Here is a 12,604-nt window from a genome sequence, read left to right as displayed (position 1 = left end):
AGCGCGCCGTTATGATTTCGCGGAGATCGCGCTCAGCTCTTCGAGATCGAGATCCCGTTCCAGCTCGTCCAGCGTCTCGTCGTCGATGTCGCCGGCGCGGTGGAGCCGGATGAGTTCGCGGCGCCCGGTGGCGACGGCTTCGAGGATCAGGTCGAAATGGGCCTGGAGCAGGGGCGTGTAATGCTCCGTGCGGGCGGCATAGTCGACGATCGACACGGCCCGGCGCTGATACCTCTCCAGCAATTGCGGGTGGATCAGTTTGCCGTCGCCGTCATAGGCCCGGCTTTGCACGGTCACGAACTGCGCCTGGGCCATGGCGGCTTCCGCCTGGCTCATGGTCAGGCGCGCCTTTTCCGATTCCGGTTCGCTCAGTCTCGCCGAGCCGATCACATATCCCAATGTGGTGCCTTGCAGGAGAACGGTTCCGAGGATGACGGCAAAGGAGGTGACGAGGATGAAATCGCGGCCGGGGAAACCCGCCGGCACGCTGAGCGCCAGTGCCAGCGTGACCACGCCGCGCACGCCGGCCCAGCCGAGCACGGCGGAACCACGCAGGCCGAGCGGCGTGTGGCGACGAAAGCCCAGCGCATTGCAGAACCCGATCAGGAGATCGGAACCGAAGACCCAGGCGAAGCGCGCGAAGGCCAGCGCAAGCAGGATCGCGAGCATCGGCCATCCCATGGTGGCGATCACCACTTCGAAACCGCCGCCGCGTTCGACGACGCCTCTAAGCGAAAAGCCGATCAGGATGAAGACGGCGGCTTCCATGAGGAAAACGAGGACTGTCCAGAAGGATGTGCCGCGCATGCGCGTTGCGGCGGAAAGAACGGTGTGCTGGTGCCAGCCTGCGATCAGGCCCGCCGTCACCGTGGCGATGACGCCGGAGACGTGGATGAATTCGCCGAGCAGATAGGATGTCCAGGAGAGCAGGACTGTGGCGGCGATCATCAGGTACTCGTCGCCGAGGCGGCGCACGAGCAGGACCCATGTCGCGCCGACGGCAATGCCGACGAGCGCGCCGCCGACCGACAGCACGAAAAAGCTCGTCGCCGCTTCGCCGGCGCTGAAGGCGCCGGTGACGCCGGCGGCCACGGCGAAACGGAAGAGCACCAGGCCGCTCGCGTCATTGAGCAGGCTTTCGCCTTCGAGCAGGATCTGCAGGCGCCGCGGCAGCCTCACCCGCTCCAGCACGGCGCGGGCGGAGATCGCGTCCGGCGGCGAGACGATCGCCCCGAGAGCGGCGCAGGCGGCCCATGGGAGCGACGGGAAGAGAAGATGGGTCACCACGGCGACGACGACACAGGTGAAGAAGACCGCGCCGATGGCAAGCGAGGCGATGCCGATCATGTGGCGGCGCAGGCGCCTCAGCGCGATCGACCAGGCGCCATCCATCAGCAGCGGCGGCAGGAAGATCACCAGCACCAGCGCAGGGTCGACCTCGATGGTCGGCAGCCCCGGCACGAAGGCGAGCAGCGCGCCGCCGGCAAGCAGCGCCACGGACGGCGGCAGTTGAAGCCTGTGGGCGGCGTAATGCAGCGCGATGATCGCGACGAACATGCCGATGACGAGCTCGAACAAGTGTGTCGGGTCCATGCGCCTCCCCCGGACGGTGTTAAGACGGTCCTACTACAGAACGCCTTTTGCCGAAACCGTCAGCGGTGGCGCAAAGCGTCGAGCACCGCGAGAAATGCGGGTGAGGACTGGCGCCGGCTCGGATAGTAGAGATGGAAGCCGTCCCAGTGCGGCGAATATTTCCGCAACAGGCGCATGAGGCGGCCGTCTTCCACATAAGGCAGGATGATATCCTCGGGAATATAGGCGAGACCGAAGCCGTCGAGCGCTGCATCCAGCACGTCGAAGATATTGTTGAAGCCCACCTGGCCATCCACCCGGATCCTGAGTTCTCTGCCGTCTTCCTCGAACTCCCAGACGTAGAATGCGCCCGATGTCGGCAGGCGGAAATTGATGCAGCGGTGGTCGACGAGGTCCTGGGGATGCAGCGGTTCCGGATGGTTGGCGAAATAGGACGGCGCGCCGACGACGGCGAGACAGAAGTCGGGGCCGATGCGCGCCGAGATCATATCCTTCGCCAGGTGCTCGCCCATCCGCACGCCGGCATCGTAACGCTCCGTGACGATGTCGGTCAGGCCGTTGTCGAGCGCAAGCTCGACCTTCACATCCGGATAGGCGGGAAGAAATTTTCTAAGCTTTGGCCATAAGAAATGCCTGATCGCATAGTCGGAGGCGGCGATGCGGATGGTGCCGGCCGGCTTGTCGCGGAGCGCGCTCAGCGCATCGATCTGCATTTCGATCTCGTCGAAATGCGGAGCGATGCCCTCGAGCAGGCGTTCGCCGGCTTCGGTGGGCGATACCGCGCGCGTGGTGCGGGTGAGCAGCCGCACGCCGAGCCTTGCCTCCAGCTGGCGGATGGTGTGGCTGAGCGCCGATTGCGAGACGCCCGATTTGGCCGCAGCCCTCGTGAAGCTCCGCTCGCGTGCCACGGCCACGAAAGCCATAAGGTCATTGATGTTCTCACGAGGCATTCATGAATCCTCTTCATATGATTGCGCTCGTTATAACGTCCGAGTGATGGCTGGGACAGCATTTGATTGCGGCCTGCGGTAACGGCGCAATCAAACATTCGCGAAGGCTCGGCCGTCGCAATCAGCAAGGGGAGGATGTTCTTCGGTCTCGGCGGATGACCTCAGGGTGCGTCCTTTGCAGCACCCTTCCGCACTTCGTCTTCCATGACGATGCCGTTCAGCGCCGCGACATGGTCGCTCAGCATCGGCACGTAATCGTCGCCATGGCCGGTTGCTTCCGCATGCGTGTAATAATGCCGGGCGGCCGAGGCCATGACGGACATCACCTGCGCGTCGGCGGCCATGTTGTTGATGTAGCGCAGGTCTTTCGCGGCATTGGCGATGGCGAATTTATGGGCGTCGCGATCGCGCTCGACGACATAGCGCATGAAAGTTTCGAAGAAGCCGTTTCCGAGGCGGCTCGGGCCGATCACCTCGCGGATCATCTGAGGCGAGATGCCGACTTTGGCGCCGAGCGTCACCGCTTCGGAATACAGCGCGCCGTAGCTCATGCCGATGAAGTTCATCAGGAGCTTCATCTTGTGGCCGCTGCCGACAGGCCCCGTCCGGGTGATGCGGCCCGCCCAGCAGTCGATCACCGGCCGCACGCGCTCGAACAGCGCGTCGTCGCATCCGACCATGGCATCGAGCGTTCCTTCCTCCGCCTCCTTCGGCGTGCGCCCGAGCGGCGCATCGACCATACGCATTCCCCTGGAAGCGAGTTCGGCCGCGAGTCCTGCGGTCGAGCCGGGATCCGAGGTCGAGGTATCCACCACGATGAGGCCGGGCCTGGCGCTGGCGAGAATGCCGTCATCCGCGCCGATCACGGCTTCCACCTGCGCCGAGGTCGACAGGCAGATGAAAATGATGTCGCACCTTGCCGCCATGTCGCTCGGGCTTGCGGCCTCCTTCGCGCCCATCGACAGCAGGCTCTCCACGGGTTTGCGGTTGCTGCGGCCGCGCACCCACAATTCATAGCCTGCCTTGCGGATATTCTTTGCCATGCCGTGGCCCATGAAACCCAGGCCGATGAAGCCGATAACCGGTTTGTCACCCATGCTCGTTCCTTTCGCTCACGCTGCGTTGATGATCCGATGCCTTATCGATGGCGGGCGAGCCACGACATGTCGGGGTTGGCGACATCGCGCGGCAGATATTCCACGCCGATCGGCTGCCGCCAGCCGAGTTCGGCGACGCGCGACAGCACATAGCCGTAATCGAGCTCGCCGTGGTCAGGCGTTCCCCGGTCCGGCACCGACGCGATCTGGACATGGCCGATCAGCGGCAGCAGCGTCTCGAAGCGGCGGGTCACGTCGCCCTCGATGATCTGGATATGATAGAAGTCGAACATCAGGCGCAGATTGGGCCTGCCGACCTCGCGGATGATGTCGGCCGCCTGCTCCGCGCCGTTCAGGAAATAGCCGGGCGCATTGTAAGGATTGAGCGGCTCGATGAGGATGGTGACGGCTTCCCCGGCAGCATCGCAGGCATAGCCGAGATTTTCGCAGAATGCGCGCCGGGCGCGCGGCCCGCTGGAATTGCCGGCCATGACATGAACGGCCGATGCGGAAACCCCAGCGGCATAGGCAAGCGCTTCATCGATGGCCGCCCGCGCATCGGCTTCCCGGCCCGGCAGCGCGGAAAGACCGTTTTCCCCGATCGCGACATTGCCGCGGCTGGTGTTGAGGCCGAGCATCGAAAGACCGGTTTCCTCGAGCGCCGCCTTCGTTTCCGAAACGGGCACGCCATAGGGCCAGTGGCATTCCACCGCATCGAAACCGGCGCCTTTGGCCGCGCGAATGGCATCGGGGAGGGGGCGGTCGTTCCAGAGGAAGCCGAGATTTGCGGAAAACTTCATGCTTCCCACTCCACATTGAAATGCGTCACGATATCGGCAACCTGCCCCTTGTTCAAAAGTCGCGGGCGGCAGCCGCAGGTCAGCACCGCAAGCCGCGCATTGGCTTCCAGCTCCTCGATCGCGTTGCAGGCCGCTTCCACATCCTTGCCGGCGACGACGGGACCGTGATTGGCGAGCATCACCGCGGAGCGCTTTCCGGCAAGCCCCCGCACGGCTTCGCCCATGGCCGGATCGCCCGGCCGGAAGAAGGGCAGGAGCTTCACCCGGCCAAGCTGCATGACGGCATAGGGCGTCAGCGGCGGCAGAAAGTCGTCCTCATCGACATCGGGCATCAGCGACCACGCCACGGCATGGCAGGAGTGCAGATGGACGACCGCGCCCGCCTGGCTGCGCGTATCGTAGAAGGCGGTGTGCAGCGGCATTTCCTTGGTCGGCTGATCGCCGCTCAGATGCCGGCCCTCGGCGTCGAAGCGGCTGAGGCGGGAAGGATCGAGCCGGCCGAAGCTGGAGCCGGTCGGCGACACGAGCAGCCCGCCATCCGGCGTGCGGGCCGAAATATTGCCGGTCGAGCCATGGGTAAGGCCGCGGTCGAACAGAGATTTCGCCAGGGTGCAGATGAGTTCGCGCAGGCGGGATTCTTCTGTCATCTGTCGAGCACCGTAAGGGCCTTGGCGAAAAAGTCTTCGCTGCCGAAATTTCCCGATTTCAGGGTGATGGCGACATCGTGATTTCCGGTGCGGGCAAAACACCAGGGCACGCCGGGCGCGATTTCGGCCCCGACATCGAGCCTCGATATGCCGAGGCTCTTGGTCACGGCACCCGACGTCTCGCCGCCGGCGATGACGAAACGCCTGACGCCAAGATCCCTTGCCTTGGCGGCGCAGGCGGCGAGGGTCTCTTCGACGAGTGCACCGGCGCGTTCGGTGCCGAGCTTCTCCTGCGCTGCGCGCACGGCGTCCGGTGCCGCGGTGGCGTAGATGATCGGCGTGGCGGCGAGATCTTGGCGCAAGAGCCAGTCGAGGGCCGCCCCATGTCCATTTTCCGCGAGTTCGAGCGGGTCCAGTTTCAGGCTTGGCCGCGGCTCCGACAGAAAGGCCGAGACCTGGCGGTTCGTCATGGCCGAGCAGCTGCCGGAGAGAACGATGGCCGGCCCATTTTCGAAGCGGTGATCGCGGCCGGTCTCGTGGCGCGCGAGCAGACCCTGCTTCAGCCAGATCTCCGGCAGCGGCATGGCGATGGCGCTGCCGCCGGTCAGCAGCGTCATGTCATGGCAGGCCTCTGCGATCAGGAAGAGATCGTCATTCGCCACGGCATCGACGACGACGTGGGCAACGCCCTCGCTTCGCAGCAGCGCAAGCCTGTCGCGCAGCGCCGCCGCTCCCTTCGCCACGCTATGCCGGTTGGCAAGCCCGACGGGCGACGTCACCTGCGGCGCCAGCAGGCGCAGCAGGTTCGAATCGCGCATCGGCGTCAGCGGATGATCCTTCATCGGGCTTTCGGCAAGCGGCTGTTCGCCGACGAAGAGATTGCCCATGAAGATGGAGCGGCCGTTTTCGGGAAAGGCCGGACAATAGATCGTCTGCGTCGTTCCGAGAGCCTTCATCAGGGCTTCGGCGACCGGGCCGATATTGCCCTGCGGCGTCGAATCGAACGTCGAGCAGTATTTCCAGAAAAACCGCTCGGCGCCGGCCTTGCGAAGCCAATCGAGCGCGGTCTGCGTTTCGGCCACCGCTTCGCCGACCGGCGCGGTCCGGCATTTCAGCGCGATGATTTCCAGCGGCGCGGTGTCGGCAGGCGGCTCCTGCGGCACGCCGATCCTCAAGGACACCCGCACGCCGGATCGCGCCAGCAGGCCGGCGAGATCGGTCGCGCCGGTGAAATCATCTGCTATCGCGCCAAAATATGTCGTCATGGACTCCACCCGCTCCGATGATTGCGACCCGTTGCCCAGATCAATCACCCATATCCGGCAGTTTTCAAGCCCACATCTCGCACAATTCGGAGTTTGCCGGATCGAATGTCGATGGCCTGATGTGCGGCACAATCGCCTTTGACGACTGGGTTGACGGCAGCCTCTTTCGGCATTCCCGGGCGATGCCGGCGGCGACCTCGGCAAACCTTGATAACCAGGATTTCCGTGCAACCTCTTCGGGAGCGCCACATCCCGGATTTTTATCTCTCAAAAGATGATAAAAATAATCATATTATATTGACACAGCTTGCATCGCTCCATAGGTTCCGCCCGCATCTGAGACTGGGGACCAAGCAATGGCGCATGTTTTTTTGAATGTTTCTAATAATGTATCGCGAATTTATAGAGATACCCTATTTGCCACGACCGCGATCGTCCTGATCGGCATTGCAGCATCGCCGGCCGCCGCCCAGAGCGCTTCCACAGGTGACACCGCGACGACGCTGGAACCGATCGTCATCCAGGGTGCAGCCTCTGATAGCAAGACCGACCGGACGTCGGTGACTGCCAAGAACAGCGCCGGTGCGACCAAGATCAGCACGCCGCTCGTCGAGACGCCGCGTTCGATCTCCGTCACCACCGAGAAGGAAATCGAGCAGCGCGGCGCGCAGTCGGTCATCGAGGCGGTGCGTTACACGGCCGGCGTGACGACAGGAACGAGCGGCTTCGATCCGCGTTTCGACCAGATCTATATTCGCGGCTACAACGCCACGACGGTCGGCGACTATCGTGACGGACTGCGCCAGCCCTATATCAATTACGGCACGTTCCGCACCGATCCCTATCAGCTGCAGCGCGTCGAGGTGATCAAGGGGCCGGTATCGGTTCTCTACGGCTCGGGATCGCCGGGCGGTCTCGTCAACAAGATCTCTAAGCTTCCGACTGAAGAGCCGGTCCGTGAAGTCGGCATTACCTACGGCACCAAGGACCGGGTGCAGGGGATGTTCGATTTCGGCGGGCCGATCAGCGAAGGCAACGACGATTTCCTCTATCGCATCGTCGGCCTCGCCCGCCGCGGCGACACCAATTTCGATATTGCCGACGACCGCTATTTCCTGGCGCCGTCCTTTACCTGGAAGCCTGACGAGGGCACGACCTTCACGGTATACGGTCTGGCGCAGTCCGACGAAACCGACGCCAATGTCGGCGCGATCACGACCGTGGACGGCAGGATTCTCGATATCAGGCAGAGCGACCCCGACTATGACTACCAGAAGGTCAAGCAGCAGCAGGTTGGCTACCAGTTCGAGCATGAATTCGACAACGGCCTTACCTTCCGGCAGAACCTGCGTTATTCGCATCTCGATCTCAGGGCTCGCTACCTCGGCGTTACCGGCTGGACCGGGACCGTCGCGCATCGCGGCACGAATGCGATCCGGGACGAAATGAACGTCTTCCAGGTCGACAACCAGCTCGAAGCGAAGTTCGATACAGGTCCGCTTGCGCATACGATGCTGTTCGGGCTCGACTACACCAATCTCAAGTCGAGCTTTGGCTATGGCTTCGGAGCCGCCGATCCGGCATTCGACTTCGATATCGCCAATCCGACTTACGGAGTCTCGGGCTCAACACCGGACTATAATTTCCTGGCTTCCGATGCCGATATGCGGCAGGTCGGCATCTACGCCATGGACCAGGTCGAGGTCGGAAACTGGCGCTTCAACTTCGGCGGTCGGCAGACCTGGGTGGACCAGACGCGAGATTCGACCTTGCCCTCGGTCAGCTCGGAGGATGTCGACAAGAATGCCTTCTCCGTACAGGCAGGCGCGCTTTACCTCTTCGACAACGGCATCGCGCCGTTCGTTTCCTACGCGACCTCCTTCGATCCGGTCACCAACCGATCGGCAACCAACACAATTCTTCCGCCGACCAAGGGCGAGCAATACGAAGTCGGCGTGAAGTACCAGCCTCCCGGCTCCGATATCCTGCTCTCGGCCGTCGCCTATCACATCGTCGAGCAGAATAAGCCGAGGCTCGCCGACCCACTGACCTTTGCCTACGACTCCCAGGGCGAAGTGACTGGAAAGGGTATCGAACTCGAAGCCCGCGCGGCAATCGCCGACGGTCTCGATATCATTGCGGCCTACACCTACAACGACTCCGAAGTGACCGGGGGTAACAACGTCGGAAATACTCCTGCCGTGACCCCGACCCATATTGCGAGCCTGTGGGCGAACTATACCTTCCAGGAAAGCAATCCCTTCAACGGTCTGTCGGTTGGCGCCGGCGTGCGCTACATCGGCGAGACCTGGACGGATGTCGCCAACACCTCGAAAAATCCTGCGACTTTCTATGTCGATGCATCGGCCTCCTATGATTTCGGCGCGGTCGACAAGAAATACGAGGGCCTGACGGCAGCCTTCGCCATCCGCAATATTGCCGATGAGCGCGAAACAGTGTGCGAAGAGGGCTTCTGCTATCTCGGCCAGGGCCGCAACATGACCGGCACCTTGAAGTATCGGTGGTAGGCATGGCGGTGGAGATGAACGGGCCGTCAGAGCGTCCTTCGATCGCTGATCATTCCATCGCCCACCAGGCCGTCGATCTCGACGGCCTGGTGGGCGACGGCCCGTTCGCTTATTGCCGCGGCAAGCTGCTCAGTTCTCCCTCGCAGACAGGCCTGGTCGTTCCCTGCCGGGATCTCGGCGACCGTGACGTCTTTGACGGGATCATCGCCCGCTATGGCCAGAAGTTTCCGGGCAGCGACCGCCGCGCAATCGTCTCCATGTGGACGCTTTATTATTTCAGCATGCTGACGATCGCGCCGAGCGTCCATATGTTCGTGAACCGCATCGCGCTGCCGATGGAGATCGACCGGCTCTCACTCGTCTGCAACGAACAGACAGGCGAGCCGGAAGCATTCGTGATGTCCGCCAGTCCTGAGCCGACCACCGATCCGGCCGGCGAGCTTCACCGGCTGATGCTCGGCCATGCCGAGCCCGTCATCGCGGCGATCGCCGCCAATGCCGGCGTCGCGCCGAAGCTCCTCTGGAACAATGTCGCGGCCTATCTCTCCTGGATTCTGAAAGAGATCGCCCATCGCCATGAGCTCGCCCTCGTCGAAGGCGGCCTGGCGCTGCTCGATGACGCGCAATGGCCGGGCGGCGGCCGCAACCCGATGTTCGGCATGATCCGCATGGCACGCCAGCAATGCGGCCTCGAATTCGCCCGCCGCAAGGTCTGCTGCCTGCGCTACAACCTGCCCGGCGTCGGCGGCTGCGGCGAAGCCTGCCCGCTGCCGGACGGGCGGCATTGATCTCCTATACCTCGGCCTGAGTGGTTGCTGCCTGCCCCTCCTCCGCCTGCCGGCACCGACCCTGACAAGGATTGGGGGCAGCCATAGCCGCAAACCAAATATTACATTCCGTCTATGACGACACTGCCGCGCCCTCACGCCCGCCGGCGCAGAACGATCAGCAGCATCGGCGCTCCCACAAGGGCGGAGATCAAGCCGGCGGGCACCTGATAGGGGAAGGCGGCCATGCGGCCGGCCCAGTCGGCGATGACGAGCAGGGTCGCGCCGATGAGGGCGGCGGCGAGGAGCTGGGTGGAGGGGCGGCGAAGGCCGAGGCCGTGGGCGAGGTGCGGCGCCATCAGGCCGATGAAGCTCAAGGGGCCGACGACAAGTGTCGCGGCTGCCGTCATGATCGCCGAGAGCCCGAACAGGACCGCGCGCGTGGGGACGATCCTGAGGCCGAGTTCGCTTGCCGCCTCCGGGCCGAGTTGCAGCAGCGCAAGCCATCGGCTGGCGAGAAAGGTGGCGATGAGGCAGGCAAGCGCGATCGAGAGGGCGCTTGCGGCAACCGTATTGTCGACGAAATAGGTCGAGCCGGCCATCCAGCGGATGAGCGCGAGGCCGCGGGGATCGCCGCTTGCGGCAAGGACGCCGATCCCGGCATCGAGCATCGCGCCGAAGGCGATGCCGGCGAGCAGCACGCGGTTCGGGCCGAAGCCGGAACGGGCGCTCAAAAGGAAGATCAGCAGCAGCACGGCAAGCGCTCCGCCGCCGGCAAAGGCAAGCTGGACGGTGAGCCCCGGCGCGGTAAAGGCGAAGAGGGCGGCCGCGACGCCGAGGGTCGCCCCGGCCGATACGCCGAGCACTTCGGGGCTTGCCATTTCGTTTCCGGTCAGCCGCTGCAGGATCAGTCCGGTCACGCCGAGCACGGTTCCGGCGCCGAACGCCGCGGCGACGCGCGGCAGGCGAAGCGGTAGGATCTCGTCCCATGAGGCGGCCGGCAGCCAGCCCCAAGCGCCGTCGGGCGCGCGGCCGAAGAAGATCGCGGCGATCGCTAGTGCAACGACCGAGAGGAGCAGCAGGGCAAGCGGTGCCGTTTTGCGGCCGGTCGCAAGCCGTGGCGAGGTCATGGCAGGCAGCGCGCGCGAGGCGGTGGCGAGGCGCGGCAGAAGCGCTATCAGGATCGGCCCGCCGAGCAATGCCGTCACCGCGCCCGTCGGCACGAAATCTCCGGGAGCAAGAAGCTTGATGGTCTCGTCCGTCAGGAGAAGAAGGCCGGCGCCTGCGACCGGCGACCAGACCAATTGACTGAGGATGCGCCTGGCGCCGGCCAGCCGGACGATCTGCGGGGCGACCAGCCCGATGAAGCCGATGACGCCGACGGCGCTGGTGACGAGGGCGCTCAGCGCAATCGCGATCGCCAGGATGAAGCCCCGCGCCCATTTGATCGGCAGGCCGAGGCTGGTTGCGCCGGCATCGCCGAGCTGGCTCAGCGCCAGCGGCCGAGTGGCGAGAAGGGCAAGGGCGGCAAGTAGCGCCACCTTCGGCAGCAGCGACAGCGGGATCGCCCAGCTTTGCTGAGAGAGCGAGCCGGCGCCCCAGATGAAGATCCCTGAGAGATATTGATCGTTCATCAGAATGAGGATCGCCGCCGCCGCGCCGCACCAGAGGCCGATGATCATGCCCGACAGGATGAGGGAAAAGGGCGAAAAGCCGTGCCGGGCGCTGATCGAAAAGATGGCGAAAGCGGCAGCGGCGCTTCCGCCGAGCGCGACCGCGTCGCGGCCCCATCCCGCCAATGAGGGGACGGCGAGCATGGCGGAAACCAGCGCCAGATTGGCGCCCGCCGAGACGCCGAGCGTCGTCGGCGAGGCCAGCGGATTGCGCAGCACTTGCTGCAGGATCGTTCCCGACAGCGCGAGCGCGGCTCCCGTGATCAGCGCCGTCGCCATGCGCGGCAGCGTGGAATAGAGAAGCAGCAGGTGCTGAGCGTCGTAACCGCCCGTCGTCTCCAGATGCGGCAGCGCCGGCAGGAGATCGAGGACGGCCAGGCCGAGGCCTGAAAACAGCAGCAGCGCCGCAAGTGCCGGCGCGCCGAAGCGGGAAAATTGCGCGTTCATCAGGCGGCAGTCTCCAGAACATCGACCATCAGGGCCGAAAAGCGCAGCGCCTCCTGGACCATTCCAAACATCAGGACGCCTGGAACGACCGAGATCCGCTGCCGCCGGACGAAGGGAAGGCTGGTCCAGAGCGGGCTTTCGGAAAGCCGGGTCAGGACATCGGGCGGAAGCAGCGGGGACACGACGACGAGGTGGGCGTCTTCGCCGAGTTCGGCGAGTTGCTCCAGGCCAATCGTCTGAAATCCCCAATAGCTCGCCTTGCCGTTCCAGGCATTTTCCAGGCCGATGCGTCTCATGGCGCCGCCGTAAAGCCCGGGGCCGCCATAGATGCGCGCATGCCTCTGGTCGATGAAGTTGATGACGGCGACAGGCGGTGCGGACAGGCTTTTCACCCGCTCGCGCAACTGGCCGAACGTCGCATCGGCGCGGGACAGAAACGCCTCCGCTTGCCGCTGTCGCCCGAGCATGGCGCCGAGACGCAGCGTTTCGGCATAGGAGCGGTCGAGCGCATCGCCGTTCTCGGCATAGACGGTGAAGGTCTCCACGGGCGCGATGCGGGAGAGCTTTTCATCCAGCGCCGCCAGGAACGGCGTGCTGAGGATCAGCGACGGCCGGAGGCTGGTGAGAACTTCGAGATTGATCTCCGACGTGGTGCCGACATCGACGACATCAGGCGGCATAGACGGCTCGACAACCCATTCCGGCCAGTTCCGCAGCGCGGCGATCGCACGCGGCACGCTGCCGAGCGCCAGCATCGTCGATGCCAGTCCGTAATCGAGCGAGACGACGCCGCCGTCGCCGGCGCGCGCGACGAAAGGTGTGCTGGTCATTGCCAGC

General features: G+C 64.4%; 10 protein-coding genes. 2 read left to right on the top strand and 8 right to left on the bottom strand.

What is annotated here, in order from left to right:
* Nucleotides 1–9 precede the first annotated feature (9 nt).
* From QD408_RS19035 to otnK, 6 genes are all read right to left on the bottom strand, one after another.
* The gene (locus QD408_RS19035; RefSeq protein WP_414140370.1) at nt 10–1,593 is read right to left on the bottom strand and encodes a Na+/H+ antiporter; all 1,584 of its coding nucleotides are present in this window, start codon (nt 1,591–1,593) and stop codon (nt 10–12) included.
* A 59-nt stretch (nt 1,594–1,652) separates the two neighbouring features.
* Nucleotides 1,653–2,543, bottom strand: coding sequence for a LysR family transcriptional regulator (locus tag QD408_RS19030; protein ID WP_414140369.1), 891 nt, complete (start codon nt 2,541–2,543; stop codon nt 1,653–1,655).
* A 161-nt stretch (nt 2,544–2,704) separates the two neighbouring features.
* Nucleotides 2,705–3,640: an NAD(P)-dependent oxidoreductase gene (locus QD408_RS19025; protein WP_414140368.1), complete on the bottom strand. Its 936-nt coding sequence runs from the start codon at nt 3,638–3,640 to the stop codon at nt 2,705–2,707.
* Nucleotides 3,641–3,681: 41 nt separating this feature from the next.
* Complete coding sequence (locus QD408_RS19020; RefSeq protein WP_414140367.1) at nt 3,682–4,440, bottom strand: hydroxypyruvate isomerase family protein; 759 nt, start codon at nt 4,438–4,440, stop codon at nt 3,682–3,684.
* Nucleotides 4,437–5,087, bottom strand: coding sequence for an aldolase (locus QD408_RS19015; protein ID WP_414140366.1), 651 nt, complete (start codon nt 5,085–5,087; stop codon nt 4,437–4,439). The genes QD408_RS19020 and QD408_RS19015 overlap by 4 nt, the downstream gene beginning before the upstream one ends.
* The gene (gene otnK / locus QD408_RS19010; protein ID WP_414140365.1) at nt 5,084–6,352 is read right to left on the bottom strand and encodes a 3-oxo-tetronate kinase; all 1,269 of its coding nucleotides are present in this window, start codon (nt 6,350–6,352) and stop codon (nt 5,084–5,086) included. Before otnK ends, QD408_RS19015 begins: the two co-directional genes overlap by 4 nt.
* 356 nt (nt 6,353–6,708) lie before the next feature.
* On the opposite strand from otnK, the gene QD408_RS19005 reads away from it, so the two are divergent.
* Nucleotides 6,709–8,880 carry a TonB-dependent siderophore receptor gene (locus QD408_RS19005; RefSeq protein ID WP_414140364.1) on the top strand — a complete coding sequence of 724 codons (2,172 nt, stop codon included), beginning with the start codon at nt 6,709–6,711 and terminating at the stop codon, nt 8,878–8,880.
* A 2-nt stretch (nt 8,881–8,882) separates the two neighbouring features.
* A complete protein-coding gene (gene fhuF / locus QD408_RS19000) occupies nt 8,883–9,668 on the top strand; it encodes a siderophore-iron reductase FhuF (protein ID WP_414140363.1) in 786 nt (261 codons plus the stop codon).
* Between the two features lie 134 nt (nt 9,669–9,802).
* On the opposite strand, the gene fhuB is transcribed toward fhuF, so the two are convergent.
* Both fhuB and QD408_RS18990 read right to left on the bottom strand, forming a co-directional pair.
* Nucleotides 9,803–11,767 carry a Fe(3+)-hydroxamate ABC transporter permease FhuB gene (fhuB, locus tag QD408_RS18995; RefSeq protein WP_414140362.1) on the bottom strand — a complete coding sequence of 655 codons (1,965 nt, stop codon included), beginning with the start codon at nt 11,765–11,767 and terminating at the stop codon, nt 9,803–9,805.
* Entirely contained in the window at nt 11,767–12,597 is an 831-nt protein-coding gene (locus QD408_RS18990; RefSeq protein WP_414140361.1) for an iron-siderophore ABC transporter substrate-binding protein, read from the bottom strand. Before QD408_RS18990 ends, fhuB begins: the two co-directional genes overlap by 1 nt.
* Nucleotides 12,598–12,604 lie beyond the last annotated feature (7 nt).

Origin of the sequence: Rhizobium sp. BR 249, from assembly GCF_047445895.1 — a bacterium.
Classification (GTDB): domain Bacteria; phylum Pseudomonadota; class Alphaproteobacteria; order Rhizobiales; family Rhizobiaceae; genus Rhizobium.
Note: the sequence above shows the minus strand (reverse complement) of the source record. Positions and strands in the feature narration are given on the sequence as shown.

Excerpts from the sequence above, each read along its gene's own strand:
- QD408_RS19005 (WP_414140364.1), top strand. The coding sequence starts at position 6,709 with ATGGCGCATGTTTTTTTGAATGTTTCTAATAATGTATCGCGAATTTAT.
- QD408_RS18990 (WP_414140361.1), bottom strand. The coding sequence starts at position 12,597 with ATGACCAGCACACCTTTCGTCGCGCGCGCCGGCGACGGCGGCGTCGTC.
- QD408_RS19015 (WP_414140366.1), bottom strand. The coding sequence starts at position 5,087 with ATGACAGAAGAATCCCGCCTGCGCGAACTCATCTGCACCCTGGCGAAA.
- QD408_RS19030 (WP_414140369.1), bottom strand. The coding sequence starts at position 2,543 with ATGCCTCGTGAGAACATCAATGACCTTATGGCTTTCGTGGCCGTGGCA.
- QD408_RS19035 (WP_414140370.1), bottom strand. The coding sequence starts at position 1,593 with ATGGACCCGACACACTTGTTCGAGCTCGTCATCGGCATGTTCGTCGCG.
- fhuB (WP_414140362.1), bottom strand. The coding sequence starts at position 11,767 with ATGAACGCGCAATTTTCCCGCTTCGGCGCGCCGGCACTTGCGGCGCTG.
- QD408_RS19020 (WP_414140367.1), bottom strand. The coding sequence starts at position 4,440 with ATGAAGTTTTCCGCAAATCTCGGCTTCCTCTGGAACGACCGCCCCCTC.
- QD408_RS19025 (WP_414140368.1), bottom strand. The coding sequence starts at position 3,640 with ATGGGTGACAAACCGGTTATCGGCTTCATCGGCCTGGGTTTCATGGGC.
- otnK (WP_414140365.1), bottom strand. The coding sequence starts at position 6,352 with ATGACGACATATTTTGGCGCGATAGCAGATGATTTCACCGGCGCGACC.
- fhuF (WP_414140363.1), top strand. The coding sequence starts at position 8,883 with ATGGCGGTGGAGATGAACGGGCCGTCAGAGCGTCCTTCGATCGCTGAT.